The 22,692-nt window shown below is 60.1% G+C and carries 22 protein-coding genes; 9 read left to right on the top strand and 13 right to left on the bottom strand.

What is annotated here, in order from left to right; genetic code table 11:
• Nucleotide 1 precedes the first annotated feature (1 nt).
• The 3 genes from PH603_RS11110 to PH603_RS11100 all read right to left on the bottom strand — a co-directional run bounded on the left by PH603_RS11110 (nucleotide 2) and on the right by PH603_RS11100 (nucleotide 2,842).
• On the bottom strand, nucleotides 2-649 hold the full coding sequence (locus tag PH603_RS11110) for an MlaC/ttg2D family ABC transporter substrate-binding protein (protein WP_289502601.1): 648 nt from the start codon (nucleotides 647-649) through the stop codon (nucleotides 2-4).
• Between the two features lie 61 nt (nucleotides 650-710).
• Nucleotides 711-1,100: a c-type cytochrome gene (locus PH603_RS11105; RefSeq protein ID WP_289502600.1), complete on the bottom strand. Its 390-nt coding sequence runs from the start codon at nucleotides 1,098-1,100 to the stop codon at nucleotides 711-713.
• A 179-nt stretch (nucleotides 1,101-1,279) separates the two neighbouring features.
• Nucleotides 1,280-2,842, bottom strand: a complete 1,563-nt coding sequence (locus tag PH603_RS11100; protein WP_289502599.1) for an alanine/glycine:cation symporter family protein — start codon at nucleotides 2,840-2,842, stop codon at nucleotides 1,280-1,282.
• 299 nt (nucleotides 2,843-3,141) lie between these two features.
• Between PH603_RS11100 and spbR the strand changes: the two genes are divergently transcribed.
• Entirely contained in the window at nucleotides 3,142-4,269 is a 1,128-nt protein-coding gene (gene spbR / locus PH603_RS11095; RefSeq protein WP_289502598.1) for a SpbR family protein, read from the top strand.
• 58 nt (nucleotides 4,270-4,327) lie between these two features.
• On the opposite strand, the gene PH603_RS11090 is transcribed toward spbR, so the two are convergent.
• The 4 genes from PH603_RS11090 to PH603_RS11075 are packed head-to-tail and all read right to left on the bottom strand — an operon-like array spanning nucleotide 4,328 to nucleotide 10,026.
• The gene (locus tag PH603_RS11090; RefSeq protein ID WP_289502597.1) at nucleotides 4,328-5,671 is read right to left on the bottom strand and encodes a TRAP transporter large permease; all 1,344 of its coding nucleotides are present in this window, start codon (nucleotides 5,669-5,671) and stop codon (nucleotides 4,328-4,330) included.
• Nucleotides 5,671-6,186 (bottom strand): TRAP transporter small permease subunit, encoded by a 516-nt coding sequence (locus PH603_RS11085; protein ID WP_289502596.1) that lies wholly within the window; start codon nucleotides 6,184-6,186, stop codon nucleotides 5,671-5,673. The genes PH603_RS11090 and PH603_RS11085 overlap by 1 nt, the downstream gene beginning before the upstream one ends.
• Nucleotides 6,187-6,193: 7 nt before the next feature.
• Entirely contained in the window at nucleotides 6,194-7,264 is a 1,071-nt protein-coding gene (locus PH603_RS11080; RefSeq protein WP_289505651.1) for a TRAP transporter substrate-binding protein, read from the bottom strand.
• 5 nt (nucleotides 7,265-7,269) lie between these two features.
• Complete coding sequence (locus PH603_RS11075; RefSeq protein ID WP_289502595.1) at nucleotides 7,270-10,026, bottom strand: coiled-coil domain-containing protein; 2,757 nt, start codon at nucleotides 10,024-10,026, stop codon at nucleotides 7,270-7,272.
• Between the two features lie 167 nt (nucleotides 10,027-10,193).
• Here PH603_RS11075 and PH603_RS11070 point away from each other — a divergent pair, with 167 nt between their 5' ends.
• From PH603_RS11070 to PH603_RS11055, 4 genes are all read left to right on the top strand, one after another.
• A complete protein-coding gene (locus PH603_RS11070; RefSeq protein WP_289502594.1) occupies nucleotides 10,194-10,475 on the top strand; it encodes a hypothetical protein in 282 nt (93 codons plus the stop codon).
• Nucleotides 10,472-10,828 (top strand): Hpt domain-containing protein, encoded by a 357-nt coding sequence (locus PH603_RS11065; RefSeq protein WP_289502593.1) that lies wholly within the window; start codon nucleotides 10,472-10,474, stop codon nucleotides 10,826-10,828. Before PH603_RS11070 ends, PH603_RS11065 begins: the two co-directional genes overlap by 4 nt.
• A gap of 106 nt (nucleotides 10,829-10,934) precedes the next feature.
• Complete coding sequence (locus tag PH603_RS11060; protein WP_289502592.1) at nucleotides 10,935-11,489, top strand: response regulator; 555 nt, start codon at nucleotides 10,935-10,937, stop codon at nucleotides 11,487-11,489.
• Complete coding sequence (locus PH603_RS11055; protein ID WP_289502591.1) at nucleotides 11,482-11,985, top strand: Hpt domain-containing protein; 504 nt, start codon at nucleotides 11,482-11,484, stop codon at nucleotides 11,983-11,985. The genes PH603_RS11060 and PH603_RS11055 overlap by 8 nt, the downstream gene beginning before the upstream one ends.
• Nucleotides 11,986-12,058: 73 nt before the next feature.
• Here the strand turns inward: PH603_RS11055 and PH603_RS11050 are convergent, their stop codons facing one another.
• The gene (locus PH603_RS11050) at nucleotides 12,059-13,522 is read right to left on the bottom strand and encodes an alkaline phosphatase family protein (protein ID WP_289502590.1); all 1,464 of its coding nucleotides are present in this window, start codon (nucleotides 13,520-13,522) and stop codon (nucleotides 12,059-12,061) included.
• A gap of 177 nt (nucleotides 13,523-13,699) precedes the next feature.
• Here PH603_RS11050 and PH603_RS11045 point away from each other — a divergent pair, with 177 nt between their 5' ends.
• The 4 genes from PH603_RS11045 to PH603_RS11030 all read left to right on the top strand — a co-directional run bounded on the left by PH603_RS11045 (nucleotide 13,700) and on the right by PH603_RS11030 (nucleotide 17,961).
• A complete protein-coding gene (locus tag PH603_RS11045) occupies nucleotides 13,700-14,194 on the top strand; it encodes an energy transducer TonB (protein ID WP_289502589.1) in 495 nt (164 codons plus the stop codon).
• 152 nt (nucleotides 14,195-14,346) lie between these two features.
• On the top strand, nucleotides 14,347-16,005 hold the full coding sequence (locus tag PH603_RS11040; RefSeq protein ID WP_289502588.1) for a phosphotransferase: 1,659 nt from the start codon (nucleotides 14,347-14,349) through the stop codon (nucleotides 16,003-16,005).
• 8 nt (nucleotides 16,006-16,013) lie between these two features.
• Nucleotides 16,014-16,772, top strand: a complete 759-nt coding sequence (locus PH603_RS11035; RefSeq protein WP_289502587.1) for a glycosyltransferase family 2 protein — start codon at nucleotides 16,014-16,016, stop codon at nucleotides 16,770-16,772.
• Between the two features lie 4 nt (nucleotides 16,773-16,776).
• Nucleotides 16,777-17,961: a glycosyltransferase family protein gene (locus PH603_RS11030; protein WP_289502586.1), complete on the top strand. Its 1,185-nt coding sequence runs from the start codon at nucleotides 16,777-16,779 to the stop codon at nucleotides 17,959-17,961.
• A gap of 3 nt (nucleotides 17,962-17,964) precedes the next feature.
• Here PH603_RS11030 and PH603_RS11025 read toward each other — a convergent pair whose 3' ends face one another.
• From PH603_RS11025 to PH603_RS11005, 5 genes are all read right to left on the bottom strand, one after another.
• Nucleotides 17,965-19,140, bottom strand: coding sequence for a vWA domain-containing protein (locus PH603_RS11025; RefSeq protein ID WP_289502585.1), 1,176 nt, complete (start codon nucleotides 19,138-19,140; stop codon nucleotides 17,965-17,967).
• Between the two features lie 9 nt (nucleotides 19,141-19,149).
• Nucleotides 19,150-20,001: an AAA family ATPase gene (locus tag PH603_RS11020; RefSeq protein WP_289502584.1), complete on the bottom strand. Its 852-nt coding sequence runs from the start codon at nucleotides 19,999-20,001 to the stop codon at nucleotides 19,150-19,152.
• Between the two features lie 211 nt (nucleotides 20,002-20,212).
• Nucleotides 20,213-20,641: a flagellar protein FlaG gene (locus tag PH603_RS11015; protein WP_289502583.1), complete on the bottom strand. Its 429-nt coding sequence runs from the start codon at nucleotides 20,639-20,641 to the stop codon at nucleotides 20,213-20,215.
• A gap of 100 nt (nucleotides 20,642-20,741) precedes the next feature.
• Nucleotides 20,742-21,569, bottom strand: a complete 828-nt coding sequence (locus PH603_RS11010; protein WP_289502582.1) for a flagellin — start codon at nucleotides 21,567-21,569, stop codon at nucleotides 20,742-20,744.
• 268 nt (nucleotides 21,570-21,837) lie between these two features.
• Complete coding sequence (locus PH603_RS11005; protein ID WP_289502581.1) at nucleotides 21,838-22,677, bottom strand: flagellin; 840 nt, start codon at nucleotides 22,675-22,677, stop codon at nucleotides 21,838-21,840.
• Between the last annotated feature and the right edge of the window lie 15 nt (nucleotides 22,678-22,692).

Genomic DNA, 22,692 nt, shown 5'->3' with positions numbered 1-22,692 from the left:
GTCAGTTGCCGACCGGCGCGGCGGAAGCCGTGCTGTAAGTGGCCTTGAGTTCGGCAATCAGGCCGTCCAGCCCGATTTCGGCGATGCGCGCCGAGAATTGTTCGCGGTTGGTGATCAGCAGGTTGATGCCTTCAACCTCGAGATTGACGATCTGGAAGCCGCCGTCCTTTTTGCGGACGCGCCAGTCAGCCAGGATCGGTGCACCTTCAGCACGGTCGACCTTGGTGCGGACAAACAGGTGGCCGCCCTTGCCAGAAGCCGGCGTGGTGCCGACGATTTCCACATCCTTGAAGCCGATCTGCTGCATGCGCTTGTCGAATTCACCGATGATGTAATCGGTCATCGCAACCATATAGGCGGAGCGCTGGTCCGGCGTTGCCGACCGGTAGTGACGGCCAAGCATGCCTTTTGCCAGAAGGTCGATATCGGCAGCTTGCCGGAAAATCTTGCGGAAAGCAGTGGTGCGGTCGGCGTCTGAAAGCGTTGAATCGCTCCAGACGGCCTTGGTGTCATCAGCCACAGATTCGATGAATGCCACGGCCCCTTGGGGATCGGCCACGGCGGTATCCTGGGCGTGGGCAATGCCCGCGCCCAGCATGAAGAGGGCGCAAACGGCCCCGAAGGCCTGTTTGCTCAGTCTATCAAGCATTTGTTTTTCCTCGCATCGACGGTTAGTCGGTTCTTATTTGCGCGCCGACTATAACCGCTAATTACTCTTTTGTCGCCTGTTCGAGATACGCGATCACGTCAGCGCGGTCCTGATCCTTCTTCAGTCCTGGGAAGATCATCTTGTTCTTCGGGATGAAGCCTTTGGGATCAGCGAGATACTGATCGAGCGTTTCAGCACTCCACACGACTTCCGATTCCACCATTGCCGGCGAATATTTGTAGCCTTCCGACGTGCCGGCCTTGCGGCCAAAAACGCCTGCGAGCGACGGGCCCATCTTCAGGCGCTCGGCGGCAGTCAGCGTGTGGCAGGCCTTGCAGCGGTTGAAAATCATCTTGCCCTTGGCCGGGTCACCGGCCGCTTGCGCACCGGTGGTCAGCGCGGTGGCGACGATCAGGGTGGCGACAGTCGCATTGAGAAGGGATTTCAGCATGGGATAAATCCTTGAAGTCTTTGGCCCTGGGGTAGGGACCGGTCTGGCGGATGGCTGGCGGAATTCCGTCTGCCGAACAAGAAAAAGGCGGCCATGGACCGCCATTTTCAACTCTTATGATGAACCTGCGCTGAACCGGACGCAAGCCCGGCGCGGCGAATTGCCGCGCCGGAGCCTGATCATTTTCCGGTGAACGGTTTGATCTCGCCAGCTTTGAGGCGGGTCAGGTAGTCCGTCAGCATCGCCTTCACTTCGCGGCGCATGATGAACACACCCACAAGGTTCGGGAAGCCGAGGGCAAGGAGCATCGCATCTGCAAAGTCCATCACGGCGGTCAGCTGCATGGCCGAACCCACGACGATCGCCGCCAGATAGGTGGCTTTATAGACATGGACAGTGTTGCCCTTGTTGCCGCCGGTCAGGAAGTGCAGGGCACGTTCGCCGTAATAGTAATAGGTGATGGTCGTCGAGAAGGCGAAGAGCGGCACGGCAATCGTCAGCACATAACGGAAGCCGTCGATGAAGCTGTCGAAGGCAGCCGACGTCAGCGCGATGCCGTCAAGGCCGGCGCCGTTGATATGCATGTCGGTGATGATGATCACGAGCGCCGTCATGGTGCAGATGACGACGGTATCGACGAAGGGCTCAAGAAGGGCCACGAGGCCTTCTGCCACCGGCTCTTTCGTCTTGGCGGCGGCGTGGGCGATCGAGGCAGTGCCGAGGCCCGCTTCGTTCGAGAAGGTCGCACGGCGCAGACCCATATACATCACGCCAAGGATACCACCGGCAACGCCGTCACCGGTGAAGGCGCCTTCAAAGATGGCGACGAAGGCATCGGGCAGGTGCTCGATATTGGCGCCGATAATGAAAAGGGCGGCGATCACATAGATCCCCGCCATGATGGGTACCAGGAACTCGGTGACGCGGGTGATGCCGCGAATGCCGCCGACGATCACAAGCGCAAGTCCCGCCGCATAGATGATGCCGAAAATCCACGGACGGCCGAAGAAGATGCTCTCCGCACCACCGGTCAGGTCCGCTGCCACGTTGGCAAGCTGGGCAGTCGCCTGGTTTGCCTGGAACATGTTGCCGGCCCCGAAGGCGCCGCCGATACAGATCACGGCAAAGATCACCGCCACGATGCGGCCGGCGTTCGGCCAGTTACGGGCAGCAAGGCCTTTCGACAGATAATGCATGGGGCCACCGGCCACCACGCCATTCTCGTCGATCTGACGGTATTTGTGACCAAGGGTCACTTCCACAAACTTGCTGGTCATGCCGAAAAGGCCGGCGAGGATCATCCAGAAGGTGGCGCCAGGGCCGCCAAGCGTGATGGCGAGTGCCACACCTGCGATGTTGCCGAGGCCGACGGTGGCCGAAAGGGCGGCTGTCAGGGCCTGGAAGTGGGTAACTTCACCGGGATCTGCCGGGTTGTCATAACGCCCGGAAACGATCCTGAGCGACTGAGCAAAACCGCGAAGGTTGATAAAGCCCATATAGAAGGTGAAGAAAATGCCGCCCGAGAGCAGCCACACGATGAGGAAGGGAACGTCCGGTGCGCCGTCGATGAAAGCGCTGAGCGGGATTTTGAAGAAGATGATCTCGTTCGAGATGAAATCTGTAATCGGCGAGATCGTGTCATTGACGGTCTGCGAAAAGGTTCGTTCTGCCGCTTCCTGCGCGAAAGCCGCTTGGCTCAGGCCCACTAGGGCGCCGATAGCAGCCAGCAATCGAATGATCATGTGTCTGATTTTCCCCGTATCACGAGCCTGCAGTTTATGAGTGCTCATGAAGATTGTTCTTGGGACAGATACGCTGTCCGGTTAAAATTGCTGGCACGATAGCCGGTAAAGCCGGGCGGCTCAACGGAAAGATGGCACATTTCTGCCATATTTGACGAAGGAGTTGCTGGCCGTAGGGGAAGGGAGTGTTATCCTTGCCCAAGGCCGCGATTAACGCCCGGTTAAACAGTTTCACCTAGCTTGCAGGTGACGGACCGGTTATCCGGTATAGGTCAGGCAGATAGAACGGGAAGAGCACGGTGGCAGATAACAAGACCTTGTCCAGCGCGGATGTCGCAAAGCTTCTGCAGGATCCCAATACCGACAACCGTGCCGACGCGGCAGCCAAGGTGGCGGCGACATTCAGTTCGTCCGAGCTTTCCGAGGGCGAGCGCGCGATTGCCGAAGATATCTTCCGCGTGATGCTGAAGGATGCTGCCGTGCGCGTGCGCGCCGCGCTTTCCGAAAGCCTCAAGGAAAACCCCGATGTGCCGCATGATGTGGCTGCGACACTCGCCCGCGATGTGGACGAGGTGGCGCTGCCTTTCATCGAAAGCTCCTCGGTGCTGACCGATGAAGACCTCCTGGCCATCGTCCAGTCCTCGGGCGAAGGCGCGCAGAAGGCGGTGGCGAGCCGTGCGACCGTGTCTGCTTCCGTAGCCGATGCGCTTGCTCGTACGGATAACGAGAATGTGGTGGCAACCCTTGTTGCCAACGAAGGCGCCCAGATTTCGGAAGCGACTTACGGCCATGTGATCGACAAGTTCGGCTCGAACGAGAAGGTCAACGCGCCGCTTGCCCAGCGCGGCGAACTGCCGATCGGGGTGGCTGAGCGTCTGGTGACGCTGGTGTCTGAAAAACTGCGCGAACATATCATGTCGCACCACGAGATTTCGGCCTCGATGGCGAGCGACCTGCTTCTGGAGAGCCGCGAGAAGGCGACTGTGTCGCTTCTGGAAGGTGGCCAGCAGGCGCAGAATGTGCTGCAGCTTGTCGACCAGCTTTACAAGAACAAGCGCCTGACCTCGACGCTCGTCCTGCGCGCGCTGATCATGGGCGACACCACCTTCTTCGAGGCGGCCCTTGCCCGTATCGTCGGCATCCCGGCAGCGAACGCCTATCAGCTGGTACATGACAAAGGCGATATGGGCCTGAAGCGCCTGTTTGAAGCGGCCAAGATGCCGATCCAGTTCCTGCCGGTCGCGCGGGCAGCCCTTGAGGTGGCGGACGAGATGGTCGCCACCGGCGGCGATGACCGCGAGCGGTTCAAGCAGCTGATGATCGAGCGCGTGCTGACCGCTGTGGAAGACAGCTGGGACACCGAGAATCTCGATTACCTGATCGGCAAGCTGCACAAGATCGAATCGCCCACCGGCGCTGTCGCCTGATCGGAAGCTCGATACCGGATTGAAGAAGAAGGCGCCTTTCGGGGCGCCTTTTTTCATGTCAGCGCGCAGGCACCAGCCACAGGGCGATTTCCGGCCACAGGATGATGGCGGCAAGCCCCAGTATCTGCAGCAGCACGAAGGGCAGGATGCCGCGATAGATGTCGGTCAGCGCCACATCGGCAGGGGCGGCGCCCTTCAGGTAGAAGAGCGCGAAGCCGAAGGGCGGGGTCAGGAAGCTTGTCTGCAGGTTCACCGCCATCAGGATGGCAAACCAGATGGACACGAGCCCGACCGGCACATGGGTGCCGAAATCGAGCCCCGCGATGACGGGTGCGAAAACCGGCAGGATGATCAGGGTGATCTCGATCCAGTCGAAAAAGAAGCCGAGGAAGAAGACGGCGAGCATCAGCACCACAATCAGATGCCAGGGTCCGGCCCCTGTGGCTTCAAGCGCCGACAGGATCAGATGATGCCCTTCAAGAAGTGCGAAGACATAGGAAAAGGCGGTCGCGCCGACGAAAAGCCCGAAGAGCATGGCGGAGGTGAGGGCGGTTTCTTCCACCACTTCCCGGAGTGTCGGGAATGACAGGCGGCCTTTGAAAAGGGCCAGGAGCAGGGCGCCGAATGCCCCGATGCCGCTGGCCTCCGTGGGGGTCGCAAATCCGGCGAAGATGGCGCCAAGAACGGCAAGCATCAGGCCGAGCGGCGGCAACAGGCTGCGGACAACTTCGGCAAAGGTGATGGGGGCGGCTTCCCCATCCCACAGTGATGGCGCGAGCGACGGGTTCAGCCATGTGCGCACCAGAATATAAAGCGCGTAAAGGGTGGCCAGCAGCAGGCCGGGCCCGACCGCCGCCATGAAGAGGCCGCCAGCGGAGATCGACAGCAGGTCCGCCATCACCACAAGCATGATCGAGGGTGGCAACAGGATGCCGAGCGTGCCGGAAGCGGCAATCGTGCCAGTGGCAAGCGGCCTGTTGTAGCCATGTTCCAGCATCACCGGCAGGGCCAGCAGCGTCATCATCACCACGCTTGCCCCGATGATGCCAGTGGTGGCGGCGAGGATGGTGCCCAGAAGCGTGACCGAAAGCGCAAGCCCGCCGGGAACGCGGCGGGTGAGGCGCTGCAGCATGCTCAGAAGGTCGCGTGCGACACCGCTTTTCTCCAGCATCTGCCCCATGAAGATGAACATGGGGACGGCGACAAGAAGCGGCTTGTCGACCACGCCGCCAAAGATGCGGGCGACGACAAGAAAGAAGCTCTGGCCGTTCTCCAGCCCCATCGCCACGGCAATGCCCCAGAAGGCGAGGCCAACGCCGCCGAGCACGAAGGCCACCGGAAATCCGGTGAACAACAGGGGCACAAGGGCCGCGAACATCAGGAGGGCGAGATATTCTTCCATCAACCGGCACCTCCCGCCCGCAGCGTCAGGACAGCGCGGCAGGCGCGGGCAATGGCAGCAAGCCCGAGAAGGGCGAAACCGAAGACAAGGATGCCCTTGATGATCCAGCGCCACGGCAGGCCCGTGGCCGAGGCCGAACCTTCATTGAAGGCGAAGCTGTAGGCCAGATAGTCGCTGCCGAACCACAGGATGGCCGCCACATAGGGGATCAGCAGCAAGGCAATGCCGGCAAGCTCGATGATCGCGCGGGCGCGCTCGGAAAGCCGTTCGCTGACAAGTTCGATCCGCACATGGGAATTGCGGCTGTAAGCCCATGCCATGGTCAGGAGGAACAGGCCTCCGTGAAGGTGCCATTCCAGTTCCTGCAGTTTGGTGGAACCGATCACGAACCAGTGGCGCAGGGTCACATCGGCGACGATCACAGCCATGAGGAGAAGAAGGAGCCACGCAGCGCTCCGCCCGAAAAAGGCGACAATCCGCTCCAGTTTCCCCGCCAGCCGTTCAAGCCACCCCATGGCCGCGTCAGTCTTTCAGGTAACCGCGGTCCGCCCATTCCTTGTAGGCGGCGCGGAAGCTGGTCATCGAGGCCCAGACCTCGGCAAATTCGGGGTCGTTTGCGGCCATGTCGGCAGCGACCTTTTCCCAGGCGGTCTTGAGGCCGGCGAGCACTTCGGGTGGCCATGTGTGCAGCGTGACGCCGGCGTCGGCGATCCGTTTGAGCGCAGCAGCCTGCAGCGCTTCACCTTCCGAAAGGCCGTAGCGGATGTTGGTCGAGCAGGCGGCTTCGATCTGGGTCTGTTCGGTCGTCGTCAGGCCGTTCCAGGCATCCAGATTGATGATCAGTTCAAAGAAGGTGGATTGCTGGTGCCAGCCGGGGAAATAATAATGCTTGGCGATCTCCTGCAGGCCCATTTTCTCGTCCACTGCAGGCACCGAATATTCGGTGCCGTCGATGGTTCCAAGCTCGAGCGCCTGATAAATCTCGCCGCCCGCCAGCAGCTGCGGCGAAGCACCGACTTCCTCGAGCACCTTGCCGCCAAGGCCGAAGAAACGGATCTTCTTGCCCTTGAAATCATCAAGCGTGCGGATTTCATCCTTGAACCAGCCCGATGCCTCAGGCGGGCTCATGCCGCAGATGAGGCCGTGGATATTGTGCTGGTGGTAGATTTTCTCGAACAGGGGCCGCCCGCCGCCATAATCGTACCAGGCCAGATATTCCGGCGCCGATGGCCCGAACGGAACAGAGGAGAATAGCTGCAGCGCTGGCACCTTGCCGGCCCAGTAGCCGCTTGTCGACCAGCCGGCCTCGATGGCGCCGTAGCTGACAGCGTCGAAGGTTTCAAACGGCGGGGCCAGCACACCGGGTTCGAAGAAGCGTATGTTGATGGCGCCGCCCGAAACCGCTGCCACCTCGCTCGTGATCCTTTTGCCCATGCTGCCAAGGATCAGCAGTGTAGACGGGTAGGTGCTGGACATGCGCCAGCTGATCTGGCGTGCAGGTGCCGCTTCTTCCGGTTTCGCGGTTTCAGGTGCCTTGCCGCAGGCAGGCAGCATGAGGGCGAGCGACAGGGCGGCAACAAGGGCAGGGCGCATCGATTTCAACCGAATTTCTTGAGCGACTGGCCGAGAAGAAGATACAGCCGGCCCATTTCGGACGAAATGAGCGATACCGACATGGCGCTGCCGCGGTCGCCCGGCATCACGCGCTCCATCAGGCTTTCAAAGTCGCGGCAGAAGCGCGAGACGGCTTCTTTGAACTCGCGGTCCTTCGCAAAGCGGTCGGCGATGGCGTTCCGTGCTGCGCGGTCCCCCATCTTGATCGTACGGCGCATGAAGATGGACCGGTCCCCGCCCAAATAGGCTCCCCACACCTCGTCCGGCACGTCGTGGGCCAGCGCCTTGTGGATATCGATCGACAGCGACTGCAGGCTTTCGATCAGCAGCTGGGCGGTGCGGGCGAACTCGTTTTTCGTGGCCTCGCCGATCCGGCTTTCGATCTCGGCGGTTTTGGCGCCGAACTCGGCGGCGATCTTGGCCATCTTCTCGGCTTCGCGGCCCATGCGCATGGCCAGAAGGGCGCTTTCCTTCTCGGCTTGGGTCGCGGTTGACTGATAGTCGTCCAGCACCTTGGCCAGCGTCGCCTGCATGTCGGATTGCAGATAGGTGATCTTCTCGCTGGCGTGGCGGCCGATTTCGTCGATGCTGGCCGTCAGTTCGCGGTTCGTGTCCTCCACGGCATCGCGCAGGCGCAGGCGGGCGGTTTCGCTTTCGTCCTTCAGTGTCTGGCCCGCTTCCTCAATCCTGCTTGTCATGGCATCGGTGTCTTCGACCAGACGTCTGGCCTCGCGGCCAAGCTGGCCAGAGGCATCGTTGATGCGTGCGACAATGCCTTCAACTTCCTCGCGGATGCGGTTGCGCTCGCCCGAGAAGGCGGTGGCAGCGTTACCGAGCGCCTTGCTCGACTGCGCCAGTTCATTGCGGATGCTGTTGGCCTCGGTGCCAAGCGCATCAGCAGCTTCTATCAGCTTGTTGTGCGTGGCGGCGCCGAGGCTGCCAAGATGCTCGGTTGCCTTGCCCATGTCGTCCGCCTGCGCGATCAGGTCGCTGCGCACCTCGTGCGCGGCTTCGCGCAGGGCCTCGCTGCGGCTGGCGAAGCGTTCGGTGGCGTCGATCACGCGGGCGGCGGCTTCATCCGATACCGTGGCGAGCGTATCGCGCTGCGCCACCAGATCAGCTTCGAGCCGCACCAGCTTCTGGCGTGTATCATTGAGCGCAGCAGCAAGCGCTTCGCTCTGCTCGCTCATGCCTGCATGCACTTCCGAAAGGCTTTCGCCGGTCGCGCGGGCATTTTCGACAAGGGTTTTCGACTGGTCGCCGATTTCCTCCACAACCTCGCCAAGCGCGCGGCCTGCGGCGGCCCCTGTGGAGGCAAGCTCGGCCATCTGGTCTTCCACATTCGCACGCATCTGGCGAATATGCTGCAGCGTGCGGGCGGCGGTTTCCTCGGCGGCGGCGACGGCCATGCTGCTTTGCTCGGTGATGCCGGCAGCCGTTTCTTCAAGCGTGGCGCGGGCGCGGGCGAGGCCTTCGTCCAGCAGCCGGTCAAGCTCGGCACTGCTGGTGCGCACGGCTTCGCTGGTGGCTTCCGTCTGCGCCATTGTGCGGGCATGCAGTTCGGCACTGGTGGCGAGGGCTTCCTGGCAGTGCGCATCCAGCGCCCTGTTTGCCTCATCAAGCATGCCGCGGGCACGCTCTACCGTATCCACAATGTGGGCGGACATGGATGTGGCGTGGGCCGAATATTCGGCGCCGATTTCGCTGGTGCGGGCGAGGGCCGCTTCCGCCGTACGCTGGACTTCCTCGACATGCGCCTTGAGGGTGGCTTCGATTCGTTCCGATTCGGAAGCCGTTTCCCGGGCAAGGTCGCGCAGCGCTGTGGCCTGATCCGACATCCGGCCACCGATGTCGTTAGCCCGGCCTTCGATAGTGCCAAGCGTATCGTCCAGCCGGACCATATGGTCGCCGAGATTGCCGGTCACGCTGTCGAGCCGCCCTTCGATGGCCGCCGCTTCGCTCGCAATGCGGTCCGCCTGCGCGTCGATATCCTGTTGCACGCGGGCGAGGCGCGCCTCGAAAGCTTCGCCGGCGCCGCCAAGGGCGCCAAGGCTGCGGGTCACCGAGGCCTCGCTTTCGGCGATGGTGGCGCGGGTGTCATCGGTGGCAGCCCCGATTTTCGTGCCCATGTCCGAAACGCGGGCTTCAAGGGCCACGAGCCGCTCTTCAAGCGCAGCGGTCAGCGTATTGATCTCGGCCCGTTCACGGGTCAGGGAATCGCGGATCGAAACGGTGCGCGCTTCGGCGTCCGCGGTGGCCGAAAAGATCGAGGCAATCTGTTCCTGAAAACGACCCTCAAGATGGCCTAGCCGGTTGGCCGCGAGGTCAGCCACCGCATCGATGCTCGAAAGTTCTTTCTTCAGCTTCTGGTTCAGTTCCACCAGTCGCCGCTCTGCCATCTCCACGGGGGCAAGCGCCTGATCAAGCGTGCGGGACATATCCAGCCGGTGTTCGATCAGTGGGTCGGTGCGCTGGAAGGCGAGGGCAATCAGCCAGATCAGCGCAAGCGGCGTGATGGCGCCGGCAAGGTAGGACGCGATGGTCGCAACATTCAGCGAGTCGAACGCGCCAAGCTGGCCCGTCGCGGCAAAATAGATGCAGGCGCCGATCCACAGAAGCGAGGCAAGCGAGGCTCCGACGACCGGCCAGTAACGGCGCGGCAGCGGGCGCTTTTCAGCGCGCGGTGCACCTTCCGGTTCTTGCTCTTTCGCGGATTTCGAGAGTTCCAGTTCGGCCTTCATCGCTCTGCCTTGATCGTCGCGCCCCTGTGCCCGGTGGGCAGGGCTGTCCCCACTGCCCCCTAGACTTTCGCATTTCCGGGGCGAGGTCAATTGCCTGAACCCTATGCATGGCGAATATCCGTGGCTATAGTATGGCCTTCCATGGAAAGGACTTTTGGGGAACGACCGTGGAGCCGACCAGAGGGACAGATACAGAAACCATTAACCGCCGCCCGACACCTGTTCAGGCGGCCTATCTGAAGCGCGGCCTTGGCGAGCCGGGCGGCAAGTTGCCGCTTTTCGATGGTGGCGGCCAGCGCGTGAAGGATGCCACCGTGAAGGCTTGCCTGCGCGAGGGCTGGTGCGAACCCTGGTACAGGAACCCGATCAAGCCGGACTGGCTTGTGTGCAAGCTGACCGATGCTGGCCGGCGCGCCGTTTCGGATCATGGAAGGAAAAGCCGCACGTGACGATAGCGCGCAGCAACTGGGATGAAAGCGTGATACTCGACCGGGCCCACCTTGCGGGCTTTACCGGCGGGGACGAGGATCTGGAAGCTGAAATCCTCGGTATTTTCGCGGCGAACGCACCGAACTATCTCGAAACGTTGAAAACGGCGGCAGTAGCCGACTGGAAAGCCCATGCCCACAAGCTGAAAGGCGCGGCGCGGGGGATTGGCGCATGGCGGCTGGCTGTGGAGGCCGAGCGCGCCGAAACCGAGATGCCGGAGCGCAGCGATGCCGAGCGTGCAGCTTGCCTCGCCGAACTCACCGTCCGGCTTGATGCACTTCTCGCCGAAATTCGCGCCGTTGTGGCAGCCTGAAGCGCGGCGAGGCCCTGATGTGATGATTGACCACGAACAGGGTTAAGGATTAGATGACACTTGGATTATGCGACAAGCATAGAAGATTGAATTTCAGGGCGGATTCATGAGCAATTACGATTTCGACAGGGTGAGCGTGCTTCTGGTGGACGACAGTCCCTTCATTCGCTCGCTTATTGCCAATTCGCTCAAGGTGCTTGGTGTCGGCAACGTTTACGCGGTGGAGCATGGCGGTGACGCAATCACCTTCCTGCAGCGCGTGAAGAATGAGCCGATGAAGGTTGGCTGCCAGCAGATCGACATCATCGTCTCCAACTGGGATATGCATCCGATCGACGGCATGATGTTCCTGCGCTGGGTGCGCCGTCACAAGGACAGCCCGGACCGCTTCGTGCCGTTTGTGATGATCACAAGCTATACCGAGCCCGACCGGGTGATGCAGGCGCGCGAGATGGGCGTGACGGAAATGCTCGCCAAGCCTTTCACTGTGAAAAGCGTGGGCGAGAAGCTCGTGTCGATCATCGAACGCCCCCGCCAGTTTGTGCATACGAAGGACTATTTCGGTCCCGACAGGCGCCGGCAGGCGATCCAGATGCCGGATGGCCGCGACCGCCGGGTGCTGACCGACAAGAGCGAAGGCGTGGAGATTATCCGTGGCTAATGGCAAACCCGTAATCGTGCGTTTCTATCGCTTCAAAAACCGGCTGAAGGAAAAGACCGCAGGCCTTAATCCGTCTGGCAAGGTGTCGCTTTCTGCGGAAGCGATGGAAGAGGCCGAAAAGGCGCTTTCCAAAATGTCGGAAGATTATCCAGACTGGGTGTCGGGCCTTGTCGGCAAGATGCAGGAACAGCATGGCCGCTGCGTCGATACGCCGGAAAGTCGCAAGGAATGTTTCGAGGAAATTGCCCGCATTGCCCATGATATGAAGGGGCAGGGTGGCACCTTCGGCTATCCCCTCATCACCGCCTTTTCGGACTCGCTTTATGGCTTCACCCAGATCAAGGGTGACATCGAAGACGCGGTTGTCGAGCTGGTGAAAGCCCATATCGATGCGATGCGCGCCGTGATCCGTGGCCGGGTGGCAGGGTCAGGCGGCGATATCGGCAAAAGCCTCACCGAAGGCCTGAACGAAGCCATCGCCAAATATTCGACCTGAGGTGCGGTGATCCGCACAAACGAAAGCCCCCGCCAGGATCGCTTGGCGGGGGCTTTGTGTTTCTGTCCGGGGGTCAGCGCTTGGCTTTCAGGTCCAGCGCATACCGCATCAGGTGGAAGACGGCATTTTGCTCAAGCGAGCCGCTGGCGAGGTAGGAGCGCGGGCCAGCTGCGAACAGGGCGACATCTTCACCGCCGTGCGTTTCGCTTCTGGTATGCACTAGAGCCTGTTGGCGGAAGTTCGGGTTAAGCACTTCTTCCGGGGTCAGCGTCGGGCGGTCGCCTTGTACCGCACCCGGGCCGGTATAATAGCCAAGCGTGGTATAGGGGCGGCCTTCCTCGTCAAGATCCGGCTCGCCGTGGAATTCGGAAAGACCGAAGATCGGGTTGCCGCGCGAGGGATAGCCCGCAATGGTGAAGACGTGGCTGTGGTCGGCTGTCACAAGGATCAGCGTGTCCTTGAGGTCCACAAGCTCGCTGGCGCGCTTCACCGCAGCCGACAGGGCGACCACGTCATGGAGCGCACGGTAAGCATTGCCGCCATGGTGGGCATGGTCGATCCGGGCACCTTCCACCATCAGGTAATAGCCCTTCTTGTTGGTGGAAAGCTGGCGGATGGCGGCTTCCGTCATGTCAGCAAGGCTCGGTTCCGTCGTCCGGTCGGCCTCGAAATTCATGTCGCTATCGTTGAAGAAGCCAAGAAGATGCTTGGTTTTCGCCGGGTCGACGGATTTCAGCTCCTCAAGGCTTGTTACAAAGCGCGCGTCGGCACGATCCTTCACCCATTCTTCGGTGAGGTCGCGGCCGTCCAGCCGGCGGCCACCTTTGGCCTCGGGCACATAGTTGCGGCGCCCGCCACCAAGGGCAACTTCAAGGCCGTTCCCACCAAGCGAGCCAACCATCTGGACCGCGATATCCGGGCAGCCGTTGGCCTTGGCTTCATCGGGCAGGTTAGCGTCTGCTTCCCAGTCGCGTTCTGCTGCGTGGGCATAGACCGCCGCCGGCGTGGCGTGGCTGAGACGCGTCGTTGTTACAATACCTGTTGAAAGCCCGGCTTCTTCGGCATACATGGCGAGCGTTTTGGGGGCGCCTTCAAGCGAGCCCTTGCAGACGCCGATTTCCTGACCTGGCAGCGTGTTGATCGCGCCGATGCGGGTCTTGATCCCGGTATTGAGGGCCGAGGCCGTGCCGGCAGAATCCGGGACCTGCGCATCCACGTTGTAAGTCTTTACGAGGGCGGTATAGGGGAACTTTTCGAAGCTCAGCTTGTTTTCTTCGCCCGGGTCACCGCGCATCTGGCCTTCAAGGATACGGCCAGCGGTGATGGTCGAAATGCCCATGCCGTCACCGACAAAGAGGATCACATTCTTGGCGCGGCCCTTGTTGATCGGGGCTGCAGCACGTTCTGCAATCGCGTCGGCGCCCGCCTTGTACCACTCGTCAGCAGTGCCGTCGCCTTTGGGCGAGTCAGTCGCTGCAACAGCGGTACTTACGGCCAGGAGTGCAACTCCGGCCAGCCAGTTTCTCGATTTCGGCATTCTGTTCTCCCTTTGCCACAAATTCAGGCGCCGAGCATAAATCCTTCGATTGAAGGTTTAGCGACAAGTCGCAGGCGATGAACGGTTCGTCGCCTGCGATGGTCGGAGGCGGCCCTCCCTTGATAGCGTGACCCTACCGCCCGGCAGTGGCGGCATCAAGAAGCGAGGAGAAACGATATGAATAAACTGATCATCAAAGGGGCGCTCGCAGCAGCGCTCGTGTCCGGAGCCTTCGGTGCGAGTGCGATGGCGGACGACAAGTCAGTCCTCAAGGGTTGGGTAGGTGGTGCCGCCGATGCGGTAGATGACGTGATGGTGTATCCAGCCCGCGCGATCCGCGACAACCTGAGCGGTGCAACGGTCCTGCGGGTGACGATCAACCGCGACGGCGAGGTGGTCGACACCGACTTCATCAAGAAGTCGCGTCAATCGGTATTCAATGCGGCGGCAAAGCGCGTGGCTAAACGGGCTGATTTCCCGGCGATTCCGGCAAGCTATGCCGGCGACGAGATGAGCTTTGCGCTGAAGCTGGAATACGCCCTTGTTTCGTCCTACGGGGAACTCCGGATGCGTGAACGTCAGGGCATCGTGACCGGGGAAGAACTGGCGGATGCCGCACCCGCCGGTGCGCGGGCCAGCATCCAGATATTGGATACAGCCGTCGGTCGCTGATCCTGCGAAACGCCTGATGCCAAAGGGCCGCTTCATGCGGCCCTTTTTTGCTTTTCCTCCTTGGCGCTGGCGGACACGGACGCTAAGCTGGCAAGGGCAGGTGACCATAGGGGCAAGTCCATGATCTTTCAGGCAAAGCGGAGCAACAAAGCGTGACAAAAGTGGCGCTGATCCCAGCTGCAAAGCTTGCGCCACTGGAGTTGCAGGTCGAGTTCGGCTCGATGCCGGCTGCCATGCTGCCCGTGGGCGGACGCCCGGCCTTTGACTATATCGCGCGCCTGTATCTGGACCGTGGCTACCGTATCCTTGTCGGTATCCACGAAGGCGGCGACCGCATCCGCGCTTACGCTGACCTGATGGGATACGATGGCGTTGATCTGATCGATGTCGGAGAAACGGCAAGCCTTGGTGAAACCATCGCGGTGTTGATGGAGCAGGTGCCGGACGATGTGAGCGACATGATTGTCGCCTTCTCCGACACGCTCCTGACCGATAACCCCGATGCGCCGAACCTGTGCTTCGTTGACCGGGTGGCCGACCCCTTCCGCTGGACCCAGCTCGCCTCGGACGCTGACGGCCGTATTGTGAAAGTGACGGAGAAGTTCGAGGACAGCGCATGGCACGGCGATGCGCTGGCCTTTTGCGGGGTCTTCCGGATCGGCGACGTGCATGGCTTTTTCCGGCATCTGGCGGATGAGTTGCGGCTGCCTGCCGGACAGGCGCTTGATCCTTTCTACCGGGCCTTCATCGCATGGTTCAACGCGCAACCCGCAGCCTCCCGCGCCCTTGTGCAGCCTAAGGACTGGTACGATTTCGGGCATCTGGATACCTATTATGCCACCCGGCGACGGCTGGGGTTCGGGGCGCGGGAATTCAACGATGTGGCGCTGGATGAAACCCGCGGCATCCTTGTGAAATCAAGCGCGAACGCCGATAAATTCCGCCGGGAAATTGCCTGGTATCGTGACCTGCCTGCAGACTTGCAGTTTTTGGCGCCCCGGATTTTCGATGCCGATATGGGGGCAGAGCGACCGAGTGTCGCGATGGAATATTACAGCTACCCGGCGCTGAATGATCTTTACCTGTTCGGTGATGTGGCCCCCGCCTTCTGGCAGCGGGTGATCCATGCGCTTGATAAAACGCTGGTGCTGATGGGCAAGCGCCGCCCGGACCTGAGCGACGCCGAGATGGCGGCGGACCTGACCGAGATGTATCTTGGCAAAACGCTCGAACGGCTGGACGGGCTTGGTGATCTCTCCCGTTTCGGCGCGATGGCAGGGGAGCGGGTTACGATCAATGGCATTGTGTGCCCGGGCCTCGCGCGCGTGCGGCGGGAACTGGCTGCCGTTGCCGAAGCGAACGACCTGCTGATTGCCGCCTATTTCTCGATCATCCACGGTGACTTCTGCCTGTCGAACATCCTTTTTGACCCGCGCCATGGAATTGTCCGTCTGATCGACCCGCGCGGCAGTTTCGGGCGGCAATCGTTGACCGGGGACCCGCGCTACGATCTCGCCAAGCTTTGTCACAGTATCGAAGGCGACTATGACCATATCATCGCCGGGCTTTATCGCTTTGAGATGGACGGTGACCAAGTGACCTTCACCCCGGCTATCAGCCGCAGCCAGAAGGTGGTGAAAGACCTCTTCACGGGTTGGCTGGCGCGGTTCCCAGACGATTATATGCGGCAGGTGCGGCTCATCGAGGCGCTTCTGTTCCTCTCCATGCTGCCGCTGCATGGGGACAGGCCGGAAGCCCAGAAGGCGCTGCTGGCGCGGGGATTGCTTCTGGCTGGTCCATATTTCAGCTAAGGGTACGCATGCAGATCATCATCACAATGGCCGGGTTCGGCAGCCGCTTCCGCGACGCGGGCTATGACCTGCCCAAATATCGTATCCCGGTGCACGGTGTGCCGCTTTTCGACTGGTCGCTTGTATCCTTGTCACGCTTTTATCCGCAGGTGAGCCGTACGGTCTTCATCGTGCGGCGGGCGGATGAGGCGGGTGACTGGATACTGGCACGCGCCAAAGCACTTGGTGTACCAGACCCCGTCCTTGTCGAACTGGACGCGCCGACGAAAGGGCAGGCAGACAGCGCGCTTCTCGCAGGTCCGCATCTCAAGGCCGACCTGCCGATCCTGATCTACAATATCGACACCTTCACCGAGCCCGCAGCACTTGACCCGGCAAGAGTGCGCGGGCAGGGCTGGATACCCTGCTTCCCGGCGGCCGGCGAAAGCTGGAGCTTCGTGAAAGCGGATGCCGACGGCAAAGCGCTGGAAGTACGGGAGAAAACCCGCATCTCCGATCACGCGACGATCGGCCTTTATCATTTTGCGTCATTCCGGCTGTTTGAAGCTGCAGTTGTCGGCACCTATGGCGGCGGCGCGACAGAGAAGGGCGAAACCTATGTGGCGCCGGTCTATAACTGGCTGATCGAGCAAGGTCATGAGGTCTTCATTGATGACCTGCCGTTTGATGCCGTACGGTGCCTTGGCGTGCCCGCCGACGTGAGCTTCGAAGCAGGCCGGGAAGCGCCCGCCGCTATCCAAGACCTGCAGTTCAAAGGAAAGCCCTAAGCCCATGAAACAGATCATCTTCCTCAAAGGCCAGTCGCAATATGGATCGCTGCGGCTCCATATCGATCAGGCAGCGGAAGCAGCAGTGGCGCTGGGTTACAAGCCGGTCGTGCTGGATCTGACGGACGAGGGCGTGAAGACAGGTTTCTGGGGCATGTTCGGCGGCGACAACGCCCTGATCCTGACCCAGAATATCGGCGGTGATTTGCGATTTGAGGGCAAATCGATGGCAGAAGTGGCGGGTTGCCCGCACTGTGTGATGTTTGTGGATCATCCGGCTGCGCAGCAGCCCCGCGTTGCAGCCGCCACCAAGGATCAGATTCTGACTTTCCTTGATGGCAGCCATATCAAATGGGTCGAGACCATGATGCCGGGCAAGGCAGGCGCACTGGCGCTCGTGCCGCCGGGCGGCAATGTGAAGGCCCCGCCGCCGGTTGATGCGACGGTTGATGAATTCATGGACCGCCGCGACATTCCGATGCTGTTCACCGGCACCTGGCACGACCATAAGGGAAAGCGCTGGGCGCAGCATAACGGCACGCCGGTAGGCAGGCTTCTGGACGCCACCTTCGATATCGCGATGGCGCACAATATGATGCCTGTCGAAGGTGCCCTCGAAGCTGCGATGATCTCGATCTATGGCGGCGTCGATCCTCAGGTATACAAGTCGCTGCTGACGCTTTCCTTCCATCTGTCGGCCCAGATCCACTCGACACGTCGCTGGGACGCGCTGATCGCGCTCGCCAAGGCCGGGGCGCCGGTGCATCTTTATGGCAAGGGGTGGGAAAAGCATCTCTATCGTTTCAAAAGCTTCACCTATGGCGGGGAGGGGACGTTCGAGGAAACCCTTGAAAATCTGAAACGCACCCGCATCGTGCTGAACACCAACACGAATTTCGTGGCTGGCGCCCACGAGCGCGTTTTTGCGGCCCAGATGGCGGGTGCTGCTGTGCTTTCGGATGTGTCCAGCTGGTATCAGACCCACTTCACCGACGGCAGCGATATCGCGCTCTTTGAATGGGTGTCGACAAATACAGTGGCTGTGAAGGCCGAAGAACTGCTGACAAGTCCTGAAAAGATGCATGCTATTGCCGCAGCCGGGCGCACGAAGACGGAGGCTGAAAACAGCTGGAAGAACCGTCTGCAAGAAATCCTGAAGATTGCTGAAGGGATCAAGGTTGGGGCCTGAGGCCTAGCGCTTCAGTTCCTTGATGGCGCCATCGATGCCGGCGATGGTGAGGGGGAACATGCGGCCTTCCATCAGGTTTTTCATGATCTCGGTCGACTGGCTGTAACCCCAGTGGGTTTCCGGGATGGGGTTGAGCCAGATGGCCTTGGAATAAACATCCATAACCCGCCGCATCCATACCTCGCCCGATTCCTCATTCCAGTGCTCCACAGAGCCACCGGGATAGAGAATTTCGTAGGGGCTCATCGATGCGTCGCCCACAAAGATCACCTTGTAATCGTGCGGGTAGGTGTGCAGCACATCCATGGTCGAGAGATATTCATTATGGCGGCGGCGGTTGTCCTTCCACACGCGTTCATAAAGGCAGTTGTGGAAATAGAAGAATTCAAGATGCTTGAATTCGGTGCGTGCGGCCGAGAATAGCTCCTCGCAGACCCGGATATGACTGTCCATCGAACCGCCGATATCGAAGAAGATCAGGACCTTCACAGCATTGTGCCGCTCGGGGATCATCTTCAGGTCCAGATAGCCCTTGTGGGCGGTGGCGCGGATCGTGTCGTCTATATCCAGCACTTCGGGCTCGCCCGTGCGGGCAAACTGGCGCAGCTTCCTTAGGGCCACCTTGATGTTGCGGGTGCCAAGCTCGACACTGTCGTCGAGATTGCGGTACTCGCGCTTATCCCACACCTTGATGGCGCGGCCGTGGCGGCCTTCCTTCTGGCCGATGCGAACGCCTGCCGGATTATAGCCATAGGCGCCAAAGGGGCTTTTACCGCCGGTGCCGATCCATTTGTTGCCGCCTTCGTGGCGTTCCTTCTGTTCCTCAAGTCGCTTCTTGAGGGTTTCCATGATCTCGTCCCAGTCGCCAAGGGCTTCGATTTCGGCCATTTCCTCGGGCGTCAGATACAGCTCCGCCATCTTGCGGAGCCATTCCTCAGGGATTTCGGCAGACGGGTCGTCGGCGATGAATTCGATGCCTTCAAAGACCTTGGCAAAAACGCGGTCAAACTTGTCGAGATTCTTCTCGTCCTTGATGAAGGCAGCGCGCGAGAGATAGTAGAAATCATCCACCTTGTAGCTCGCGCAGCCGGCTTTCAGGGCTTCAAGGAGGGTCAGATATTCCTTGATGCTGACCGGCAGGCGGGCGTCCCTCAGCGCATAGAAGAAATCGATGAACATCGGCGTTCGTCAGCCTTTCTGCTGCTGCCTGCGGTTCATGAAGGCCAGACGTTCGAAAAGATGTACGTCCTGCTCGTTCTTCAGAAGGGCGCCGTGCAGTGGCGGCACCAGCTTGCTCGGGTCACGGGATTGCAGCACTTCAAGCGGCAGCTCTTCCGCCATCAGGAGCTTCAGCCAGTCCAGAAGCTCGCTCGTGGAGGGCTTTTTCTTCAGGCCCGGCACTTCGCGCATGTCATAGAAGATGTTCAGCGCCTCGCGCACCAGATCCTTCTGGATATTCGGATAATGGACCGCGACGATATCAAGCATCGTCTCGCGCTCGGGGAACTTGATATAATGGAAGAAACAGCGGCGCAGGAAGGCGTCCGGCAGTTCCTTCTCGTTGTTCGAGGTGATGATGACAATGGGGCGCTCTTTCGCCTTCACTGTCTCGCCGGTTTCATAGACATGGAATTCCATACGGTCGAGCTCAAGGAGCAGGTCATTCGGGAACTCGATATCGGCCTTGTCGATCTCGTCGATGAGAAGAACGGGGGTCCCTTCCGCCGTGAAGGCCTCCCACAGTTTGCCGCGTTTGATATAGTTGCGGATATCCTTCACGCGCTCGTCGCCAAGCTGGCTGTCGCGCAGGCGCGATACAGCATCATATTCGTAAAGGCCCTGCTGCGCCTTGGTGGTTGATTTGATGTGCCACTCGATCAGCTCGGTATTGAAAGACCGTGCAACTTCCTCCGCCAGCACCGTTTTGCCTGTTCCGGGCTCACCCTTGATGAGGAGGGGGCGCTTCAGGGTTGCTGCGGCATTGACGGCGATCTTCAGATCGTCCGTCGCCACATAGGTATCGGTGCCGGTGAATTTCATGCGTCTTGTCCGTCCTATCGTTAGGGTGCCTTCCTATTTACAGGAGTAGGCCGCCAAAAGCACGAATTCAAGCCGTCAAATATGAATAGGTGAGGGGGCATAGAACGCAAAAACCCGGCAGCACCCCATCAGGTCCGGGTGGCCAGGAAAATCAGAACATCATGGCTCGATTGCATCGCCGAAACTCGGCTGCCGAAAATCGGCAATGCAATCAGGCTTCGTCGTCGACAGCCAGTCCCTCAAGCTCCCTGTAGTAGGACAGGAACTTCAGGATATCTTCTGCCGGAAACTGCCGGCGCACTTCACCGGAATCATTGTCCACGCTTTGGTAGACAAACAGCCCGGTTGTGTCGTCACGGTCGATCCGAAGGCGGGTGTTCGGGATGAACTCCGCATCCGGAATGAAGCTTTCAAGCGTTTCGCTGGCTTTCTGAAGGGGATCCTTCTTCTCGGCCTTTTCGTCGCCTTTGGCCTCTTTCACGTCTTGTCGCTGAATGAACTGGGATACTGCACTGTTCGTCTCGCCCGAGCCTTTGGGCGGGGCGAATCGTTCGATGCCCTCAGATCCTTCTGCCTTTTTGTCGGCGGTTCGCAGGGTCTGACCTAGGTTACCGCCAACGATGTTATCAATTGTTGTCATCGTTTAGCTCCAACCGCTCAATCGATCTCCTCTCCGTTTAACCATTACTCGTATCTCCAGGAAGGGGGCAAGCCGGCGTACCGGCTTGCCCGAATTCCTATTAACGGAAGAGACCAAGTACGGTCGACGGAGCCTGGTTGGCAATCGAGAGAGCCTGAAGACCAAGCTGCTGCTTGACCTGCAGGGCCTGCAAGTTCGCCGACTCTTTGGCGAGGTCCGCGTCCACGAGGTTACCGATACCGACTTCGATGGCATCCGACAGTTTCGTCGTGAAGTCCTTCTGGAGTTCAAGGCGCTTCGAACCTGCACCGAGGGTCGACAGGGCGGTGTTCACGGTGTCAATCGCCGATTCAATCAGATCTACGGCCGAGCTTGCGTCGCCGGTCGAGCTGATCCCGGTATCCGATGCAAGGCCCAGACCGGTCAGCGACAGGTCTTGTGCTGCAACGGTGATCTGGTTGTCGGAGGTGCCGGTTTCATCGGTGATGGCAGAGATCGCATCGCCGCCCGACTTCACGGCGTTGGTGCCGTTGAAGGTGGCGTTGTTGACGATCGAGGTGATCTGGTCGCGCAGCTGGGAGAAGTCGTCGTTGAGCGACGTCCGGCTGTCATCGTCAAGACCCGGATCCTTGGCAGCCACAGCCTTCTCTTTCATCTCGATGAGAAGGTCGGACACGGCTTCACCAGCCGAGATGGCAACGTCAAGGGTCGAAAGAGCACGGTCGAGCGAGCCCTTCACAGCATTGAGGCCAGCCACGTTACCACGCAGTTTTTGCGCGATAGCGAAGATAGCAGCATTGTCTTTGGAAGAACCGACTTTCAGGCCGGTATTGATGCGGCCCTGAGTGGTTTCAAGGCTCGACGAAGTCTTGTTGAGGTTTTGCAGGGCCAGGAAGGCGCCGCCATTGGTGTTTACCGAAAAAGCCATTTTGCTTTCTCCATTTTGGAGTTGTTGTTGGGCTTTCTTGCCCAGGGATGTTTTATCCCGCTGTTATAGAAGCAAGCCTTATGCCAAACGGATGCGCCGGCAAAGGTTGCCCTAAGCCGGTGTTTTTACTCAACAAAAGTGGAAATACCGCGACTACTTCGACGTGCATTTCTATGGAAAAAATTGCCTAGTTTCTGACTTTGGGGACATAAATGCCCATTGGTCGGCAATTTGTGCCGGTCGGGCCGAGGCCCGACCGGCAGAGGTTTTAGCCTTGGAACAACGAAATGATGGCGCCCGGAGCTTGGTTGGCAATGGACAGCGCCTGAAGACCAAGTTGCTGTTTGACCTGTACCGCCTGTAGCGTTGCGCTGGCTTTTGCCATGTCGGCATCCACCAGATTGCCGATACCGACTTCAAGCGCGTCCGACAGCTTGGCCGTGAAGGCCTTCTGAAGTTCGAGACGCTTGGCGCCGGCACCGAGGCGCGACAGGGCCGCATTGACATTGTCGAGGGAAGCCTCGATCAGGTTCAGCGTGGACGATGCTTCCGCGGCCGAGGTCATGGAGGCATCGGAAGCTACGGTAACGATCGTGCCACCAAGGGACATGTCCTGGGCGGCGACGGTGATCTGATTGGCGGAAGAGCCAGTCGAGTCCGTAATGGCTGTAATGGCAGCTGGAGACGGCCCCCCGACCGCATTGATGCCGTTGAATTCGGCCGTTCGCACGATCGCTTGGATCTGATCGCGCAGTTGGACGAAATCATTGTTCAGTGCCGTACGGCTGGCACTGTCAATGCCGGGGTCTTTGGCCGCGACCGCTTTCTCTTTCATTTCAATCAGCAGGTCCGACACTGCTTCACCTGCCGAAACGGCAACATCAAGCGTCGAAAGGGCGCGGTCAATCGATCCCCGAGCAGCATTCAGGCCAGAAACATCTGCGCGCAGAATCTGGGCGATAGCCCAGGTAGCGGCATTGTCCTTGGTGGATGCTACCTTGAGACCGGTATTGATCTGAGTTTGCACCGTTTGGAGCTTCATGTTCGTTGCGTTCAGGTTTTGCAGTGCCTTCAGGGCACCTTCGTTCGTGTTGACTGAGAAAGTCATGGCCGTTCTCCATTC

The organism is Gimibacter soli, from assembly GCF_028463845.1.
GTDB lineage: Bacteria > Pseudomonadota > Alphaproteobacteria > Sphingomonadales > Kordiimonadaceae > Gimibacter > Gimibacter soli.
The sequence above is the reverse complement of the archived record's forward strand: the minus strand, read 5'-3'. Positions and strand labels throughout refer to the sequence as shown.

Bases quoted from the DNA above. Each gene is read 5' to 3' on its own strand.
- PH603_RS11105 (WP_289502600.1), bottom strand. From the start codon at position 1,100: ATGCTGAAATCCCTTCTCAATGCGACTGTCGCCACCCTGATCGTCGCC.
- PH603_RS11085 (WP_289502596.1), bottom strand. From the start codon at position 6,186: ATGGGGTGGCTTGAACGGCTGGCGGGGAAACTGGAGCGGATTGTCGCC.
- PH603_RS11020 (WP_289502584.1), bottom strand. From the start codon at position 20,001: ATGAAATTCACCGGCACCGATACCTATGTGGCGACGGACGATCTGAAG.
- PH603_RS11100 (WP_289502599.1), bottom strand. From the start codon at position 2,842: ATGATCATTCGATTGCTGGCTGCTATCGGCGCCCTAGTGGGCCTGAGC.
- PH603_RS11005 (WP_289502581.1), bottom strand. From the start codon at position 22,677: ATGACTTTCTCAGTCAACACGAACGAAGGTGCCCTGAAGGCACTGCAA.
- PH603_RS11025 (WP_289502585.1), bottom strand. From the start codon at position 19,140: ATGTTCATCGATTTCTTCTATGCGCTGAGGGACGCCCGCCTGCCGGTC.
- PH603_RS11110 (WP_289502601.1), bottom strand. From the start codon at position 649: ATGCTTGATAGACTGAGCAAACAGGCCTTCGGGGCCGTTTGCGCCCTC.
- PH603_RS11045 (WP_289502589.1), top strand. From the start codon at position 13,700: ATGAATAAACTGATCATCAAAGGGGCGCTCGCAGCAGCGCTCGTGTCC.
- PH603_RS11090 (WP_289502597.1), bottom strand. From the start codon at position 5,671: ATGGAAGAATATCTCGCCCTCCTGATGTTCGCGGCCCTTGTGCCCCTG.
- PH603_RS11015 (WP_289502583.1), bottom strand. From the start codon at position 20,641: ATGACAACAATTGATAACATCGTTGGCGGTAACCTAGGTCAGACCCTG.
- PH603_RS11060 (WP_289502592.1), top strand. From the start codon at position 10,935: ATGAGCAATTACGATTTCGACAGGGTGAGCGTGCTTCTGGTGGACGAC.
- PH603_RS11080 (WP_289505651.1), bottom strand. From the start codon at position 7,264: ATGCGCCCTGCCCTTGTTGCCGCCCTGTCGCTCGCCCTCATGCTGCCT.
- PH603_RS11050 (WP_289502590.1), bottom strand. From the start codon at position 13,522: ATGCCGAAATCGAGAAACTGGCTGGCCGGAGTTGCACTCCTGGCCGTA.
- PH603_RS11010 (WP_289502582.1), bottom strand. From the start codon at position 21,569: ATGGCTTTTTCGGTAAACACCAATGGCGGCGCCTTCCTGGCCCTGCAA.
- PH603_RS11030 (WP_289502586.1), top strand. From the start codon at position 16,777: ATGAAACAGATCATCTTCCTCAAAGGCCAGTCGCAATATGGATCGCTG.
- PH603_RS11035 (WP_289502587.1), top strand. From the start codon at position 16,014: ATGCAGATCATCATCACAATGGCCGGGTTCGGCAGCCGCTTCCGCGAC.
- PH603_RS11075 (WP_289502595.1), bottom strand. From the start codon at position 10,026: ATGAAGGCCGAACTGGAACTCTCGAAATCCGCGAAAGAGCAAGAACCG.